Annotated in this window: 14 protein-coding genes; 8 read left to right on the top strand and 6 right to left on the bottom strand. The window is 71.6% G+C overall.

All coding sequences use genetic code 11. The features are described from left to right. Positions 1-73: 73 nt before the first annotated feature. The 4 genes from lysA to F4562_RS10890 all read right to left on the bottom strand — a co-directional run bounded on the left by lysA (position 74) and on the right by F4562_RS10890 (position 5,100). The gene (gene lysA, locus F4562_RS10875; protein ID WP_184539038.1) at positions 74-1,456 is read right to left on the bottom strand and encodes a diaminopimelate decarboxylase; all 1,383 of its coding nucleotides are present in this window, start codon (positions 1,454-1,456) and stop codon (positions 74-76) included. Between the two features lie 140 nt (positions 1,457-1,596). Beyond that, entirely contained in the window at positions 1,597-2,412 is an 816-nt protein-coding gene (locus F4562_RS10880; RefSeq protein ID WP_184539036.1) for a neutral zinc metallopeptidase, read from the bottom strand. Positions 2,413-2,445: 33 nt separating this feature from the next. Next, complete coding sequence (locus F4562_RS10885; protein WP_184539034.1) at positions 2,446-3,159, bottom strand: DALR anticodon-binding domain-containing protein; 714 nt, start codon at positions 3,157-3,159, stop codon at positions 2,446-2,448. Between the two features lie 27 nt (positions 3,160-3,186). After that, complete coding sequence (locus F4562_RS10890) at positions 3,187-5,100, bottom strand: glycosyltransferase family A protein (protein WP_184539032.1); 1,914 nt, start codon at positions 5,098-5,100, stop codon at positions 3,187-3,189. A 71-nt stretch (positions 5,101-5,171) separates the two neighbouring features. Here F4562_RS10890 and F4562_RS10895 point away from each other — a divergent pair, with 71 nt between their 5' ends. Next, positions 5,172-6,833, top strand: a complete 1,662-nt coding sequence (locus tag F4562_RS10895; protein ID WP_184539031.1) for an adenine nucleotide alpha hydrolase family protein — start codon at positions 5,172-5,174, stop codon at positions 6,831-6,833. Positions 6,834-7,157: 324 nt separating this feature from the next. Beyond that, positions 7,158-8,879 carry a maltose alpha-D-glucosyltransferase gene (gene treS, locus F4562_RS10900; protein ID WP_311733853.1) on the top strand — a complete coding sequence of 574 codons (1,722 nt, stop codon included), beginning with the start codon at positions 7,158-7,160 and terminating at the stop codon, positions 8,877-8,879. A 164-nt stretch (positions 8,880-9,043) separates the two neighbouring features. Here treS and F4562_RS10905 read toward each other — a convergent pair whose 3' ends face one another. Continuing rightward, a complete protein-coding gene (locus F4562_RS10905; protein WP_184539029.1) occupies positions 9,044-9,550 on the bottom strand; it encodes a PadR family transcriptional regulator in 507 nt (168 codons plus the stop codon). A gap of 381 nt (positions 9,551-9,931) precedes the next feature. On the opposite strand from F4562_RS10905, the gene F4562_RS10910 reads away from it, so the two are divergent. The 5 genes from F4562_RS10910 to F4562_RS10930 all read left to right on the top strand — a co-directional run bounded on the left by F4562_RS10910 (position 9,932) and on the right by F4562_RS10930 (position 14,950). Beyond that, the gene (locus F4562_RS10910) at positions 9,932-11,257 is read left to right on the top strand and encodes an ABC transporter substrate-binding protein (protein ID WP_184539027.1); all 1,326 of its coding nucleotides are present in this window, start codon (positions 9,932-9,934) and stop codon (positions 11,255-11,257) included. A 252-nt stretch (positions 11,258-11,509) separates the two neighbouring features. Continuing rightward, on the top strand, positions 11,510-12,910 hold the full coding sequence (locus tag F4562_RS10915; protein WP_184539606.1) for an ABC transporter permease subunit: 1,401 nt from the start codon (positions 11,510-11,512) through the stop codon (positions 12,908-12,910). Then, positions 12,907-13,782 carry a carbohydrate ABC transporter permease gene (locus F4562_RS10920; RefSeq protein ID WP_184539025.1) on the top strand — a complete coding sequence of 292 codons (876 nt, stop codon included), beginning with the start codon at positions 12,907-12,909 and terminating at the stop codon, positions 13,780-13,782. The genes F4562_RS10915 and F4562_RS10920 overlap by 4 nt, the downstream gene beginning before the upstream one ends. Positions 13,783-13,888: 106 nt before the next feature. Next, a complete protein-coding gene (locus F4562_RS10925) occupies positions 13,889-14,566 on the top strand; it encodes a uracil-DNA glycosylase (protein ID WP_184539024.1) in 678 nt (225 codons plus the stop codon). Positions 14,567-14,602: 36 nt separating this feature from the next. Then, entirely contained in the window at positions 14,603-14,950 is a 348-nt protein-coding gene (locus F4562_RS10930) for a hypothetical protein (protein ID WP_184539022.1), read from the top strand. A 193-nt stretch (positions 14,951-15,143) separates the two neighbouring features. On the opposite strand, the gene F4562_RS10935 is transcribed toward F4562_RS10930, so the two are convergent. Further along, positions 15,144-16,421 (bottom strand): cryptochrome/photolyase family protein, encoded by a 1,278-nt coding sequence (locus tag F4562_RS10935; protein WP_184539020.1) that lies wholly within the window; start codon positions 16,419-16,421, stop codon positions 15,144-15,146. 129 nt (positions 16,422-16,550) lie between these two features. On the opposite strand from F4562_RS10935, the gene F4562_RS10940 reads away from it, so the two are divergent. Continuing rightward, a complete protein-coding gene (locus tag F4562_RS10940; RefSeq protein WP_184539018.1) occupies positions 16,551-17,504 on the top strand; it encodes a MerR family transcriptional regulator in 954 nt (317 codons plus the stop codon). Positions 17,505-17,603: the final 99 nt, after the last annotated feature.

A 17,603-nucleotide genomic window follows, 5' to 3' on the forward strand; every position in this document is an offset into this window, starting at 1 on the left:
CGCTGGACGGGTTTCTCTTCGTGGACGGATCCGCCTGCCGCGCGGGCCGGGCGGCCCGCCGCCTGAGGTCGTGTCACAGCTGTCCTCTCAGCAGGTCGTCCTCGGTCTCCCGGCGGACGATCACGCGGGACGCCCCGTCCTTGACCGCGACCACGGCAGGCTTGGGGAGGTAGTTGTAGTTGTTGGCGAGCGAGCGGCAGTAGGCGCCGGTGCCCGCGACGGCGACGAGGTCGCCGGTGGCCAGGTCCGCCGGGAGCCACAGGTCGCGGACGACCATGTCGCCGCTCTCGCAGTGCTTGCCGACCAGCCGGGAGAGCATCGGCGCGGCGGCGCTCTCGCGGGAGGCCAGGCGCGCGGTGTACTCGGCGCCGTACAGGGCGGTGCGGATGTTGTCGCTCATGCCACCGTCGACGCTGACGTAGGTGCGCAGCCCCTCGACGTCCTTGATCGTGCCGACCCCGTAGAGCGTGACGCCCGCGAGGCCGGTGATGGCCCGGCCGGGCTCGACGGTGAGCCGGGGCACCGGCAGCCCGGCGCTCTCGGCCACCTTGGCGACGATCTCGCGCAGGCTGTCGGCGATCTCCTTGACGTCGGGTGCGGTGTCCCCCTCGACGTACGGGATGCCGTAGCCGCCGCCGAGGTCGAGCTCCGGCAGCACGACGCCGTGCTCCTCCTTGATCTGCACCAGCAACGTGGCCAGGCGGCGCGCGGCCACCTCGAACCCGGCGGTGTCGGTGATCTGGGAGCCGATGTGGGAGTGCAGGCCGACCAGCTCCAGCTGGGGCAGGGCCAGGATGCGCCGGGCCGCCTCGGCCGCGGCGCCCGCGCTCAGCGAGAAGCCGAACTTCTGGTCGTCGTGGGCGGTGGCGATGAACTCGTGGGTGTGGGCCTCCACGCCGACGGTGACCCGGATCATGACCTGGGGGCGCCTGCCGTGCTTGTCGGCGAGGAAGCCGAGACGGGCGATCTCCTCGAAGGAGTCGACCACGATGTGCCCGACACCGGTCTCGACGGCCCGCTCCAGCTCGGCGGACGACTTGTTGTTGCCGTGCAGGGTGATCCGCTCGGGCGGGAAGCCGACGCTGAGCGCGACGGCGAGCTCGCCGCCGCTGCACACGTCGAGGCCGAGCCCCTCCTGCATGATCCAGCGGGCGACCTCGCGGCAGAGGAACGCCTTGCCCGCGTAGTGGACGTCGCCGCCGGCGAAGGCGGTGGCGTAGTCGCGGCAGCGGGAGCGGAAGTCTTCCTCGTCCACCACGTAGAGCGGGGTGCCGTGCTCGGCGACCAGGTCCCTGACGTCCACGCCGCCGATGGTGATCGAACCGTCGGCGCGGTGCGACGTTCGCGGCCAGATGGTCGGGTCCAGCGTGTTCAGATCGGCGGGTGCGTGCGGAGGACGCTCCTCGGGCAGCACCTCGGCATGCCGGTCACCGGCGGGGTGGGCGAATCGACTCACCCGATCGAGGCTATCGGACCCGGTGATCCGACTGAGACGGGTGACCATCTATCGAGACGCCGAAACCCCGTAACCCGCGAAGTTTTTACGCTGTTGAGGGTTTTTTCCAAATATTTTCACGCCGGAGGGGGCCGTCGCGGTCAGGACACCTGCTCCGCCGGAGCGGCCCACGTGTTGCACGCCCCGACGGTGCCGGCCCGCTCGCCGCGCGCCATCCACCGGGCGCTGTTGGCGCCCGAGCCGTGCGACTGCCGGTAGGCCTCCTCCTGCCCCGCCGCGCCGGGATCCCCGTCGGCCGCGCCGGCGAGCCGGCGCAGGTCGCGCAGCCGGGTCGGCTCGACGATCCGCAGCGTCGCCGCGGCCATGCAGTCGGCCTGGAGTTCGAGCCGCCGCGACCACGCCTCGTCGAACATCTCCGGCCCGCGCTGGTCGGCGATCCCGCTGACCTCCTGGACGTGGTGCGCGTACTCGTGCGCGAGGGTGAACATGATCGGGAAGGCCCGCCGGTCCTCGACCAGGACGTTGACGACCCGGTCGCCGGGGCAGTAGATCCCGGCCCAGTCGTAGTCGTCGATGCCGCACGCGGCCTCCTCAGGCGTGCCGACCAGCCGGACCTCCTCGGGAGGGGTGTAGTCGATGTCCGCCTGCGCGAGGGTGGCGGCCCACATCCGGTCCAGGCATCCGGTCAGCGCCCGCAGCGTCACGCGGATGTCGGCGTCGATGTCCCGGGGCAGGGTGTCGCAGCGCGCCTGCACGGGGCCGGTGTCGTACACGCGGTGCGTGGCCAGCGCCGAACGCGGCGAGCCGGGGGCGGTGCCGAGGAGTTCCCGCAGGTCGCCGTGGAGATAGCCGAGCCCGGCGACGACGACCGCGAAGGCGAGCGCGGTGGGCAGCATCCGCCGGATCACTCCGGCGCGGCGCGGCTCGCGCGCCCGCCAGTCCCGAGGACCGTTCACCCACCCCTCCAAAATCACTTCTGGGAGGGTCTATCACAGCCTGTCGGGTGCCGTCTCACCAAGTGCCGCCAACGTCCCGGCCAGTGCGTCCCGGACGGCCCGCGCCAGCCGCACCCGCGCCGCGTGCAACGGCGACGGCTCCCCGTCCCCCACCGGCAGCGGGGCGGCCCGCTCGAACGCGTCGTGGTAGGCCCCGGCCAGCCGCTCGGCGTAGGCGGCCCACCCGGGGTCGCGGCCCGCCCGTCTGCCGGGCAGCTCGGCCAGCAGCCTGAGCACCGCCCGGTCCCACCGGCCGTCGAGCAGCTCGGGCCGGAACTCCCCGCCGACCCCCAGCTCCACCGCCCAGCGCTGCACGGCGACCGCGCGCACATGCGCGTACCGCACCGCGAACCCCGGGTTGGCCCACGTCCTGGGCCGGTCGGGCCACGCCGGCGCCCGCGTCGCGGCGGGCGGCACCGCGCCGGGGGGCGGCGGACCGGGCGGCACTACGCCGGGGGGTACCGCGCCGGGCGGCGGGCCGATCTCCGTGACGAGTTCCCCCGGCACCGCCACCACGATCTCCAGGAAACCGCCGGCCCGCACCCGCACGGCCGCGACACCGGGCAGCGCGCGCAGCCGCGCCGCCGTCTCCTCGGGGTCCACGCCCCGGCGCGCCGCGGCCGGGGAGACGTAGAGCGCCTCCTCGGCCCACGTCCCCCGGGGGATCGGCGGCATGCCGAGGAGCTCTCCGAGCCTGCCGGGTGTCACCCGCGCAGCCTAGGGGAGCCGGACCCGCTACACGAAGGCGTACGGGTCGGCCGGGCCGTAGTCGACCAGCTGGGCCGAGCCCAGCAGCCACCGGTCGCGGTCGCGCAGGCACACGTAGTTGAAGCGGTCGGCGGAGAAGACCTTGATCCCGTCCGCCCGGCACTGGCGCATGAGCACGTCGCCCCAGCCGTCGGAGACGTCGGGGAAGCCGATGCCGCGCAGGACCGTCCGGCGGGCCAGCAGGGTGGCCCCGGCCACGTCGGGCACGTAGGAGTACTCCGCCTGGGGCTGGCGCAGCACGGTCGCCGCGACGTCGCGCAGGTGGGCGAAGTGGGCCGCCTTGCCGACGATGTCTGCGGTGCAGAACAGGAAGGCCCGGCGCAGGTCGTTCAGGTAGTGCTCGCCGTACTGGTCGCGGGCGTCCATGACCGCCACCAGGTCGCCGTGGCACAGGTCCAGAGCGCGGTTGAGCAGGCCGCCGGTGGTCACGTCCGGGTCGCTGCGGCGGACCACCACGTCCACCCCGCCGGGCATCGCCTGGCGGGCCCGCTCGGCGGCGCCGGGAGCGTCCGACAGCAGCACCAGCTGGACGACGCCCTTCTGCGGCGCGACCTGGGCCAGCGTGTGGTCGAGGTCACCCCGGTCGATCATGATCACCGAGATGTTCAGGGTGGCCCGGCCGCTGGGCAGGCCGATCGCGTCCAGCAGGTCGTCGACCTTGTCGCTCATCGTGCCGGAGGCGTACGCCTGGCGGAGCGCCACGTGGGCCCTGGCCTGGTCGGGCTCGGTGCCGATCGGGGTGCCGCAGGCGGCGATCTCGGCCATCCGCCAGGGCTCGGTCCCCGGCGGGCAGTCGACCGCGACGGGCCAGCGGTAGGAGGTCAGCACGTCCGGGTACGACAGGTGCTCGGGAAGCAGCTCCTTCAGGGTGAGCACCCGCTCGAACCGGTCACCGACCAGCGGCAGCGGGTTGTGCACGCGCGGCTGGATCGCGAACGGCAGCAGGCCCAGCGAGGGAGCCCGGCGTCCGGGCTCCGGGTCGTGCGACGCCAGGGCGGTGCCCCACGGCCCCACCGACTTGGGCAGCGCGGTGACGACGTGCTCGAACAGCCGCGCGGCGGCCGTGAAAGGCTCGACCTCGCCGCCGGTGTGCCAGAAGACGGTGCGGATGCCGCGCTCGGCGCACCACGACAGCAGAGCGCGCAGTCCCTGCCCCGGCCTGCGGACCTCCTCCGCCCACGGCCCCTCGGTCACCGACTCGACCACCAGCAGGTGGGGCACCTCGGCGGCCAGCACCCGGGAGAAGTCACGCGGCGTGAAACCGGTGGTCTGCCGCCACTCGTAACGCAGCAGCGCCTCGGCGTGCGGCTCGGCGATCACGGCCGCGGTCAGGTGCGGGCGGGTGTTGGGGCCGGTCGGCACCCGGTACGGCTTGAGCTTGACCGACCTGCCGCCGACGGTCCGGACGGAGCTGGTGGCCTGGAAGGACGCCCCGGGGACCGGCTGCTGCCCGTTGCCCGCGTTCTTGCGCGGGACGGGCTGGCGCTTGGGTGCGGTGGGACGCTTGGCCGGCTTGGCCGCGCCTCGCAGGCCGCGCGCCAGGCGCACCGGGTTGCTCTTGCCGGTCTTGATGGCGTCGCCGAGCCGGGACCAGCGGGCCAGCTGCACCGAGGAGAGCTTCCACTTGGCCACGTCCGCCTGGTAGCGCTGCTCCGCCAGGTCCTTGCGGAGCTTCTCCTCGGCCGCGTTCGCGGCCCGGAGCCGCTCCTCGGTCTCGTCGAGACGCTCCTGCACACCGCGCAGTTCCTCGGCCGCACGCTCCGCTTCGGCGATCCTGGCCTGCGCCGCGTCGAGCAGGCGTGCCAGCTCGGAGGCCCGTTCCGCGTGCGCCACCGCCTCTCGCAGTGCCTGCCGTGTGCTCTCGAGTTGGTCACCCGCCACGCCGTCCTCCGTTTTCTCAGCCGGGCGAAAGGATACCCTTTGGTCAATCGCGACACAGAGGAGTCAGCACGGTGCAGTGGCCGACGTTCAATGTGAGGCCGTATGTCTGCGGCGGCATCGGGCACCTTGACCAGGCCGTCCTGGAGACGCTGCGGGCGGCCGGCCCGCGGGTCACGCCCGCGTTGCAGACCCCGGGGGCGGAGCTCTTCAGCTCCGCACCGCTGCCGCCCTACCAGCGGGACGAGCAGCGCACCTGGGCGTTCTCCTGGGGTGAGCGGACGCCGGCCGAGGCGGCGCCGTGGATCACGGTGGCGGAGACGTACGAGACGCCCGGCCTGATCCACGACGGCGAGCGGATCGCGCTGCACGCGGGCGGGCTCGGCCTGGTGGACGTCTACTACCTCTTCCGCGACGGCGCGGTCTACTTCTCCTCGCTGCTGGAGCCGCTGCTGTCGCTGGCGCGCACGCCGTACGACGTCGACTGGGAGGCCTGGGCCTCGATCATCCAGCTGACCTTCCCGCTCCGTGACGACACCCCCTACACGCAGGTCAGACGGCTGGCGGGGTCGAGTGCGCTGATCTTCGAGCCGGGGTCCGGCCGGATCTCCACCGAGCGGAGACTGCCCCGCTGGCTGCGCGAGGAGCCCTACGACTCGGGCCGCACGGCCGGGGAGCTCCTGGAGATCCTGCACGAGGTCTACAAGGAGTTCGACGGGCGCCCGCTGCTGGTGCCGGTCAGCGGCGGCTACGACTCGCGGCTGCTGTGCTCGGTCGCGGTGGCGCGCGGCGCCGACGTGGAGTCGTGGACGACCAGCCCCGACGACGGCACCGACACCGACATCGTCTTCGCCAAGGCGATCACCCGCGAGCTGGGCGTGCGGCACCGGGTGATCCCGCAGGACGCCGCCGCCTACCCCGACGACGCGCTGGCCGCCGCCCGCCGCCTGGAGTTCCTCACCCCGCACCACGCCTGGTACACCCCCTTCGCCCGTGAGGTCCACAAGGCGGGGCGGACCCTGGTGGACGGGCTCGCCGGCGGTCCGCTGCTGAAGAACTTCATGGTCAGCGGGGCCGCGCTGGACGCCTCCACCGAGGCCGAGCGCAAGGCCGCCCTGCTCGGCTCGCTGTCGCTGGGCGCCCCGTCCGTGCCGTTCCTGTCGGAGGAGGCCGCCGCCTGGATCGCCGACGCGGTCGAGACCGCGTTCGCCCAGTCGACCTCCATGCTCAACGGCCACCGGGCGGAGCTGCCGCTGTCGGTCCTGCACACCCGCACGGCCCGGGGCATCGCCCGCTCGCCGGTCAGCCTGGTGGGCCCGGAGACGTCGTTCGCGGCCCCGTTCATCCACCCCGACTTCTTCGACGCGGCGCTGTCGGTCGGCGTGGCCCGCAAGGACGGGGGCCGGTTCTACCGGGAGCTCCTGTACGCGGCCAACCCGCGGGTGGCCGCGCTGCCCTCCACGAACGTGGTCAAGCAGCCGCTGCAGCGCGTCCCGCTCCGCTCGGCCGCCGCTCCCGCCCGGGAGTACGGCCACCGGATGCTCACCCGGGTCGCCGCGAGCGTGCCCTCGCTGCTGTCGGAGCGGCTGCACGAGGTGGTCGCCGAGGGCCCGGAGGCACTGGCCCGCTTCAACGGCTGGAACGACCGGTTCTGGGTGCGCGGCCTGGTCCTGTTCGGCGCCTGGCTCGGCGACCACGGCGACCGGGTCGCCGACCTCACGCCCCCCTGGTCCTGAAAGCCCGCCCGCCGGTGGGAGCGGTCGCGGGCACCCCCTCCCACCGGCGCAAACGCTGAGCGACGGGACGATTACGAGCCTCCGGCACGACACGGACGGGGATTTCGCGCAAGGGGATCGGACCGCCCCGCGAAGGGGGCTTCCGGCGCTTCACACGGCTGGTAGTCTTCGGCGCAGAAAGCGCTACAACGGATGGTCCCGAATCACAAATTCGGTCTTCCGAGGCCATGGAGCTCGTGGGGATGACGGCTCCCGCCGGCGCGGTCACCAAACATCATCAGCCGGGGCACCCGGTGACTTCGTCCTTCCCTCCCCTCCATCACCGTGAGCGAGAACACGTTGAACGCATCCCCCTTCCCCCAGCCTCCCGCCCACCCCGCGGAGACGGTCGCCGAGGACTTCGTCTCGGCCGACCCCCGGTGGTACAAGCGCGCGGTCTTCTACGAGGTGCTGGTCCGCGGGTTCAAGGACTCCAACGACGACGGCACCGGTGACCTGCGCGGCCTCATCCAGAAGCTCGACTACCTGCAGTGGCTCGGCGTCGACTGCCTGTGGCTGCTCCCGCTGTACGAGTCGCCGCTGCGCGACGGCGGCTACGACATCTCCGACTACATGAAGATCCTCCCCGACTTCGGAGATCTCGCGGACTTCATCGAACTGGTCGAGGATGCGCATCGGCGGGGCCTGCGCATCATCACCGACCTGGTGATGAACCACACCAGCGACAAGCACCCCTGGTTCGAGGCGTCCCGGCACGACCCGGAGGGCCCGTACGGGGACTTCTACGTCTGGGCCGACGAACCGACCGGCTACCCCGACGCGCCGATCATCTTCGTCGGCGCCGAGGAGTCGAACTGGACCTACGACCCGGTCCGCAAGCAGTACTACTGGCACCGGTTCTTCCACCACCAGCCGGACCTCAACTACGACAACCCCGCGGTCCAGGAGGCCATGCTGGAGGTCCTGCGTTTCTGGCTGGACCTGGGCATCGACGGCTTCCGCCTGGACGCGGTGCCGTACCTGTTCGAGCGTGAGGGCACCACCTGCTCCGGCCTGCCGGAGACCCACGCCTACCTGAAGAAGGTCCGCGCCGAGGTCGACCGCCTCTACCCCGACCGGGTGCTGCTGGCCGAGGCCAACGGCTGGCCCGAGGACGTCGTGGAGTACTTCGGCGACCCGTCGGTGGGCGGCGACGAGTGCCACATGGCCTTCCACTTCCCGCTCATGCCGCGCATCTTCATGGCGGTGCGGCGCGGCAGCCGCGAGCCGATCTCCGAGATCATGTCCCGGACGCCGAAGCTCCCCGACACCGCCCAGTGGGGCATCTTCCTCCGCAACCACGACGAGCTGACGCTCGAGACGGTCACCGAGGAGGAGCGCGACTACATGCACGCCGAGTACGCCAAGGACCCGCGCATGCGCGCCTACCTGGGCATCCGGCGCCGCCTGGCCCCGCTGCTGGAGAACGACCGCGACCAGATCGAGCTGTTCACCGCGCTGCTGCTGTCGCTGCCCGGCTCGCCGGTCATGTACTACGGCGACGAGATCGGCATGGGCGACAACATCTGGCTGGAGGACCGCGACGCGGTCCGCACCCCGATGCAGTGGAGCCCCGACCGCAACGCCGGATTCTCCCAGGCCGACCCCGGGCGCCTCTACCTGCCCGCCGTCATGGACCCGATCTACGGCTTCCAGGCGGTCAACGTGGAGGCCCAGCAGAAGAACCCGGCCTCGCTGCTGCACTTCACCCGGAAGATGCTTCAGATCCGCCACGCGCACCCGGTCTTCGGCACCGGCGTCTACAACGAGCTGTGGTCGAGCAACCCGGCGGTGCTCAGCTTCATCCGCGAGGACGGGGACGACGTGATGCTGTGCGTCAACAACCTGTCGAAGTACCCGCAGCCGGTCGAGCTCGACCTGCGCCGCTTCGCGGGCATGACCCCGGTCGAGGCCAGGGGCGGGGTGCGCTTCCCCGCCGTGGGCACCCTGCCCTACCTGCTGACTCTTCCGGGCTACGGCTTCTACTGGTTCTCCCTGAAGCCCTGATCCTCCTCCGCGTCCGCCCCGGGTCCCCCTCCGTCCCGCCCGCCGCACGGCGGCGAACCGGCGGGGATCCGGGAGAGGACCGGCCGCTGTTCACATGATCCGTCGGGGTCGTCCTCACCATTCGGGGACGACCCCGACGGCTTTGGGGCGGACTCCGGCGGGTGTCACCCCAGTTCCTCCCGGCAGCGTTCGAGCCAGTCGAGGTCGGCCTTCAGGTGCAGCACCGCGCCTTCGACCAGCAGGAGCGCCGCGCGGTCGCCGGGGTCGGTCCGCCCGGCGATCTCGTTCAGGTCGCGCATGAGCGCCAGGTAGTGGCGCCGCTGGCGGTCGATCAACGCCGTCCTGTCGGCGACCCCGCCCATCGGGGCGAGCACGAGCTTCATGAAGAAGTCGTCGCGGACCCGTAGCCCGTCGGCGGGCTCGTCCGCCCACGCGTCGAGGGCGGCGCGTCCCGCCGGGGTCAGGTGGTAGACCTTCTTGTTCGGTCGGCTGACCTGCTCGACGTCCACGACGCGCACCAGGCCGTCCTTCTCCAGCCGGCTGAGCGTGACGTAGACCTGCCCGATATTCGGCGAAGGGTAGGCGCTTCCAAAGATCTGTTCAAGAGCCTGTTTGAGCTCGTACCCATGGGCAGGTTCCTTCGCGAGGAGCGCCAGCAGCGGCAGCCGCACGCTCCACCTCCTCGGAGTGCTGTTACAGGCTCGTTACGCGGGTATGCGTTGACGCCGATGTTAGCGCTATGCATAACATGCATGTACATACCTAACATGTATGTAACCGCGTGGAAAACAGGAGGTAGTCGTGGGTCGATCGCTCCCCGCCACGCCGGGCCCGCCCGCCGCGGCCGGGTGTCCGGGAGCGGGCGTGCGGCAGGCCGGACGGCCCGGCGGGACCGGCCCGGCCACCCCGGCGCCCGGACGTGACACGACGGCCTGCCTGCAGCCGCTGCTCGACCGGTGGAACCGGTTCACATCTCATCCCTTTTCCCCATCACCCTCCCGGCTCTCCCCCCACAGACGAGGAGAACCGGGATCCGAGGAGGTCTGTTGAGCATGCGCACACCCACAGCCGTCGTGACGGCGGCGGGCCTGGCACTGGCACTGGCCGCGTGCGGCGGTGAGGCCGCGACGCAGTCGTCGCCGACCACCGGCGCCGGAACCTCCGCCCCGGCCGCGGCCAAGACCCTCCAGGGCGTGACCATCGAGGTCGCCGCCAAGTGGACCGGCCCGGAGCAGACCAACTTCCAGCAGGTGCTCAAGGCGTTCGAGGAGAAGACCGGCGCCAAGGTGACCTACGCCTCCACCGGCGAGGACACCGGCGCCTACCTGGGCCCGCGCATCCAGGGCGGCAACCCGCCGGACATCGCGATCCTCCCCCAGCCGGGCCTGGTCCAGCAGTACGCGGACCAGAAGGCGCTCAAGCCCCTCACGCCCGAGGTGCAGAAGCAGATCGACGAGAACTACACGCCGTACTGGAAGGAGCTCGGCTCCGCGGACGACCAGGTCTACGGCGTGCTGGTGAAGGCCGCCCACAAGTCGCTCGTCTGGTACCGCGACCAGGCGTTCCAGGACGCCGGCGCGCAGCCGCCGACCACCTGGGACCAGCTGGTCACGACCGCCCAGACGATCGCCGACTCCGGCACCCCGCCGTTCTCGCTGTGCGGCGCCTCCGGCTGGACGCTGACCGACCTGTTCGAGAACGTCTACCTGTCCACCGCGGGCCCGGAGAACTACGACAAGCTCTCCAAGCACGAGATCCCGTGGACCGACCCCAGCGTGACCACCGCCCTGGAGAAGATCGCGCAGATCGCGGGTAAGAAGGAGTTCCTGCTCGGCGGCTCCTCCGGTGCCCTGCAGACCGACTTCCCGACCTGCGTCACCCAGGTCTACGGTCAGGACAAGGCCGCCATGGTGATCGAGGCCGACTTCGTGGCCACCTCCGCCGAGGAGTCGGGTGCCAAGCTGGGCGAGGAGGCCAAGTACTTCCCGTTCCCGAAGGCGGGCGAGACCACGCCGGTCGTGCTGGGCGGTGACATCGCGGTGGCGATGAAGGACTCCAAGGGCGCCATGGCGCTGCTTGAGTTCCTCGCGTCCAAGGAGGGCGGCGAGATCTGGGCAAAGCTGCCCGGCTACCTGTCGCCCAACCGGAACGTCTCACCCGACAACTACCCGGCCGAGCTGACCAAGCAGCTCGCTCAGACGATCATCTCCGCCGGTGAGACGGTCCGCTACGACATGTCCGACCTCGCGCCGAGCGCGTTCGGCGGCACCGACGGCAAGGGCGAGTGGAAGCTCCTGCAGGACTTCCTGCGCGACCCCTCCGACGTCAAGGGCGTCCAGCAGAAGCTGGAAGACGAGGCCAAGAAGGCCTGGAAGTAAGGGAGCACGGCCGTGACCGAACGGCTGGACGGCCCGCAGGGCCCGCGCGGCGACGCCCGCGGGTCCTCCCCCGAACCGCCCGACGCGCACCCGTCGCCGGACGCAGGCGACGTCCGGACCGCGGGAACCGGCGACGTCCGGGCCACGGACGCCGCGGCGTCCCCGGAGACCTCCGAACCCCCCGCGGGCCCCGGGTCCACCGCCACCGCACCCGCCACGCCTGCCGGGTCCACCGTCACCGCCCCGCCGGTCGTGACCGCGGGGGCCGCCGCGGGCCCCGGGGAGTCCGGTGCCGCCCGGCCCGGTGTCCCCCGATCCGGTGACGGCACGCCCGGTGACGGTTCCGGCCCGCAGCCCGTCGCCAAGGGCAGGCTGGGCCCCTCACCGAAGCTGGCGATCCTGTTCCTGCTGCCCGGCGCGCTGCTGCTGGGTGCGATGGTGATCTACCCGATCGTCTACTCGATCTTCCGCAGCCTCTACGACGGCACCGGCGACACCTTCGTCGGCGCCGGGAACTACGTCTCCATCTTCACCGACTCCGCCACGCTGACCACGATCAGGAACAACCTGATCTGGGTCGTCGTGGCCCCCATCCTGGTCACCGCGATCGGCCTGATGTTCGCGGTGCTGACCGAGCGGATCCGCTGGGCGACCGCCTTCAAGCTGATCGTGTTCATGCCGATGGCCGTCTCCCTGATGGCCTCGGGGGTCATCTTCCGGCTGGTCTACGAGCAGGACCCGGACCGGGGCGTGGCCAACGCCGTGATCACCTCCGTGCGGGACGCCTTCGGGTCGAGCGCCGGCTATCCGGACGCCCGCCCCAGGGAGAACGACCAGGCGCCGGTCGCCGCCCAGCAGGGTGCGGTGGTGACCAAACAGCCGGCGCGGCCGGGCACGGCGGTGCTCGTCCCGCTGGTCGGCGTCAAGCCCGGCGACCTGACCTCGGCCGCCGCGGCCAGGCCGGCACAGCCGGGTCCCGGAGAACTGGCCGGAACGGTGTGGGTGGACTTCACCCAGGGCGGCGGCGGCGCGGTGAACCGGGTGGACCCGACCGAGAAGGCCCTGGCGGGGGTGACCGTGGAGGCGGTGCAGGCAGGCGCCGTCAAGGCCACCGCCGTCACGGAGGCCGACGGGACCTTCCGCTTCCCCGGTCTCGCACCGGGCGACTACCAGGTGCGGCTGCCGCAGTCGAACTTCCAGGCGCCCTTCAACGGGCTCTCCTGGCTGGGCCCGACACTGATCACCCCGGCGATCATCGGGGCGTTCGTCTGGGTGTGGGCCGGGTTCGCGATGGTGCTGATCGCGGCCGGGCTGTCGGCGATCCCGCGTGACGCGCTGGAGGCGGCCCGCATCGACGGCGCCACCGAGTGGCAGGTGTTCCGCCGGATCACCGTCCCGCTGCTCGCCCCGGTGCTGCTCGTCGTGTTCGTCACGATGATCATCAACACGCTCAAGGTCTTCGACCTGGTCTTCATCATCGCGCCGGGGTCCGTGCAGCCGCAGGCCAACGTGATCGCGCTGGAGATGTGGCGCGTCTCCTTCGGCGGCGGCGGCAACCAGGGGCTGGGCAGCGCGCTGGCCATCTTCCTGCTGGTGCTGGTCCTCCCCTTCATGATTCTCAACATCCGCCGGTTCAGGAGGGACAACCAGTGACGACCGCCACTCTCGGCGCCCCGCGGCGCGGCGCGGCCGGCCGGATCCTCGACCGGATCGGCGGCGGCCTGCTCCAGGCGGTGCTGGTCCTGATCGGCCTGTTCTGGCTGGTGCCGACCCTCGGCCTGTTCGTCGTCTCCGTCCGCACCGAGACGGCCAACAACTCCAGCGGCTGGTGGACGGCGTTCACCGCGCCGGCGGAGCTGACCCTGAAGAACTACGCCGACCTGCTGGCCACCGGTTTCACCGCGTCGTTCTGGAACACGGTGTTCATCACCGTGCCCTCGACACTCCTGGTGATCGGCATCGCGGCGATGGCCGCGTACGCCTTCGCCTGGATGGACTTCCCCGGCCGCGACACGTTGTTCCTCGTGGTGGTCGGCCTGCTGGTGGTGCCGATCCAGATCGCGCTGATCCCGATCGCGAAGCTCTACGGCGGGATCGGCATCTTCGGCTCCATCGCCGGCGTGGTGCTCTTCCACGTGGCCTTCGGGCTCCCGTTCGCCATCTTCCTGCTGCGCAACTTCTTCGCGGGCATCCCGAGCTCGCTGCTGGAGGCGGCGCGGATGGACGGGGCGAGCGAGTGGAAGATCTTCTCGACCGTGGTGTTCCCGCTGGCCAAGCCGGCGATCGCCTCGCTCGGCATCTTCCAGTTCCTCTGGGTCTGGAACGACCTGCTGGTGTCGCTGGTCTTCGCGAGCACCGAGAACCAGCCGATGACCAAGGCACTGCAATCACAAATGCGGCAATTCGGAACTAATGTCGACATCCTCGCGCCAGGGGCGTTCCTATCGCTCATCATCCCGCTGCTCCTCTTCTTCGCCTTCCAGCGGTATTTCGTCCAGGGCATGCTCGCGGGCTCGGTGAAATAGGGGAAACCGCCCGGCCCCGGTGCGGCTCCCCCGGTTTCCGGCGGGAGCCGCGCCGGATTCCGGACGGGAGCCGTACCGGGTTTCAAACCCCGATAGGGTCAGCCGTATGGCCGGACGTCCTTTGAACGAAGTCGTGGAAGCCGGGTGGGCCGAGGCCCTGGAGCCCGTCGCCGACAGGATCGCCCAGATGGGCGATTTCCTCCGGAAGGAGGTGGCCGAGGGCAGGCAGTACCTCCCAGCGGGGCCGAACGTGCTGCGCGCGTTCCAGCAGCCCTTCGACCAGGTCAAGGTGCTGCTCGTCGGGCAGGACCCGTACCCGACACCCGGTCACCCGATCGGGCTGAGCTTCTCCGTCGCCGCCGACGTGCGTCCGATCCCGGGCAGCCTGCGCAACATCTACAAGGAGCTCACCGAGGACCTCGGGCTCCCCATGCCGAGCAACGGCGACCTGACCCCGTGGACCGAGCAGGGCGTGCTCCTGCTCAACCGGGTGCTCACCGTCATGCCGGGCAAGCCCGCCTCGCACCGCGGCAAGGGCTGGGAGGAGGTCACCGAGCAGGCCATCAAGGCCCTCGCCACCCGGGACAAGCCGCTGGTGGCGATCCTGTGGGGCCGCGACGCCCGCAACCTGCGTCCGATGCTCGGCGACGTCCCGGCCATCGAGTCGGCCCACCCGAGCCCCCTGTCGGCCCGCAACGGCTTCTTCGGCTCCCGGCCGTTCAGCCGGACGAACGAGCTTCTGGAGCAGCAAGGCGCGGCTCCGGTCGACTGGAAGCTCCCCTAGGCTGATCCAACCTCACCAGGCACTAGGATTTCTACCATGAGTGATGAATCGGGCACTGAACGCTATCTGCGTCTTACGGTTGAGCTTACGGTGGAGGTGCAGGACATCGCCGCCCTGCAGGCCGCCGCACTGAAGGAGATCAACCACCCTGAGGCCGACCTGGACGACGAGGAGCGCAGGGAGCAGGCGGAGCTGGTCTCCGCCGACGACACCGGGGCCACCGCGCTGCAGTGGCTGATCGAGCCGGACCACGTCCTGGGTCTGATCGAGCACGTCGACCAGATCGAGCCCCGCGAGGCCGTGCTGGGCGTGGAGCCCTCCGAGGGCCCCTCCGACGAGGAAGACGACGACCACGACCACGCCGGTCACGGTCACGGTCACTGAGAAGCGCCACGCAGGGTGCCCGCCGGGCGACCGGCGGGCACCCTGCGCGCGCCACCGGTCGGCGGTCGCGTCCGGTCCGTCACGACCGGCTCCCGGAGCCGCCCGGCCGATGCCCGGGCCGTCCGGCGGGGCCCGATCCGGCTGACCGGCTCCCAGCCCGTCGCGACCGGCCTTCGGCCCGTCCGACCGGCGCTCAGTCCATCGTGACCAGCGGCGCCGGATAACCGCCGACGCCGACCGGCAGCCGCCACGGCTCGTGGACCGACCTCGTGGGCACCGCGGCCAGCTCGGGAACGTATCGCCGGACGTACTCACCCTCCGGGTCGAACCGCCTGGCCTGCCGCAGGTGGTTGACGGTCCGGTTGGGCCGGGTGTCGTTGCCGGTCCCGGCGACCCACTGCCAGTTGCCGTAGTTGTTGGCCACGTCCCCGTCGAGCAGCCGCTCGGCGAAGAAGTCGGCGCCCACCCTCCAGTCGATCCGCAGCCTCCTGACCAGGAACGACGACACGATCATCCGGGCCCGGTTGTGCATCCAGCCCTCGGCGAGCAGTTGCCGGATCCCGGCGTCCACGATCGGCACCCCGGTCATGCCCTCCTGCCACGCCTGCACCGCGTCCCGGTCGTCGCGCCAGTCGTGCCCGCGGGGGCGGTAGTCGTCCCGGTTGACGCGCGGGAACGCCTGCGCCACCTGGTGGAAGAAGTCCCGCCAGCACAGCTGCCTGACGAAGTCGTCGCCCCCCTCGGCGAGCGCCTCCGTCTCCAGCGGCGACACGCAGCCGAACCGCAGGTAGGGGCTGAGCTTGGAGGTGCGGTTGCCCGCGAGGTCGTCGTGGCCGTCGGCGTAGTCGGATACGCAGTGCCGCAGCCACTGGGTCATCCGGCGCCGCCCCACCGTCTCGCCGCCCCGGAACAGCTCGTGCGGCCCGTGCCGCGGCACGGGCAGCGGCCCGGGGGCCAGAGCGTCGGGGACGATGACCATGCCGGGGGCCTTGAGCACCTGGCGGCGCGGGTGGTCCTTCCAGACCCGCCAGTAGGGCGTGAAGACGCGGTAGTGGTCACCGCCGCCCGAGGGGCGGAGCGCGCCGGGCGGCACGACGGTGACGCCGGGGAAACAGCGGAACTCCATCCGGGCCGTCGCGCACTCCCTCGCCAGACGCCCCTCCCTGCGCCGGGCGAGGGAGCTGACGTCGGAGGCGGTGAAGACGGCCTGGGCGGCCACCTCGCCCGCGACCCGCATCGTCTGGGCGACGGGGTCACCCCGGCGGATCACGAGTTCGCCGCCCCGCTCCCGGAGCGACTCGCGCAGGTCGGCGAGGCATTCGGCCAGGAACCCCTGGCGGAGCCCCATGGGCATGGCGGGGTCTGCGACGAACAGCGGGACGACCCGGCGCGCCTCGTCGCACGCGGCCGCGAGGGCGGGGTGGTCGTGCACCCGGAGGTCGCGGTTGAACAACACGATGACGGTATCCATCACAATGGCATTTCGCCAGGTCACGCTCTGCTGGTTGCATCCGCGGGTGACCGGCGTTCCGAAGGCATGACCAGGCACCGGTACCGCCTGGCAGGCTGGTACGGCGATCACGGGCTTGGAGTGGACTGGATGGACGAGCAGCGTCAGGCGGCGGCCGAGGAGGAGCCGGGGTACGGCATCGGGGCCGTGGCCAGGCGTCTCGGTGTGCCCGCACCCACCCTGCGGACCTGGAATCTGCGCTACGGCGTGGGCCCCAGTCGCCGCAGCCCGGGGGGGCACCGCCGCTACGACGCGCGTGACCTGTGGCGGCTCCAGGAGATGAACCGCCTCATCAAGAACGGGGTGCCGGCCGCGGACGCCGCCCGCGAGGTCCTCAGGATCCAGGTGATCCCCGCACCCGCCGCCCCGGAGAACGGGCGTCCGGCCGTCGCCGCGGAGCCGGCCGAGCCGCTTCCGGAGGCGGCGCACCGGCCGGTGATCCCGACGGTGGACATGCTGGCGCGGGCCGCGGTCACGCTGGACAGCCGGTCCGTCTCCGACTGGATCGGTGCGGCGCTGGCCCGGCACGGAGTCCTGTGGACCTGGGAGGAGCTGGTCCTGCCGGTCTTCGAGGTGATCGTCCGGCGTCAGGTCGAGAGCGGGGCGAGCATCGAGGTCGAGCATCTGTTCTCCGACCGGGTGATGGCCGCGCTGATCCGGTGTGCCGAACGCCCGGCGCATCCGATCAATGTCAGCCCGGTGCTGCTGGCCTGCGCCGAGGACGAGCAGCACAGCCTGCCGCTTCACACGCTGGCCGCCGTGCTGGCCACCGAGCACCGGGTGGAGACCCGGTTGCTGGGGGCGAGGACCCCGTACTCGGCGCTGGCCGACGCGATGCGGCGGCTCGGCCCGTCGGTCGTCTTCGTCTGGTCGCAGCAGGTCTCCACCGGTGACCCCGCCCCGCTTCTGTCGCTGCCCGCGCTCCGCCCGCCGAGCCGGATCGTCGCCGGGGGGCCGGGCTGGTGGGAGGGCCTCCCGCAGCCGATCCCGCACGTCACCACGTTCCAGAACGCCCTCACCCGGATCCTCTCCGCCCTGCGCTGACGCTCCCGGCCGCGTACGGCCGGGCGGGTGACGGGCAGCTCGCGGAGCACTCCGCACAGTTGCGCGCCAGAGAATCGAGGAGTATGAATAAGTTTTGAG

The sequence above is a fragment of the Streptosporangium becharense genome (assembly GCF_014204985.1).
GTDB lineage: Bacteria > Actinomycetota > Actinomycetes > Streptosporangiales > Streptosporangiaceae > Streptosporangium > Streptosporangium becharense.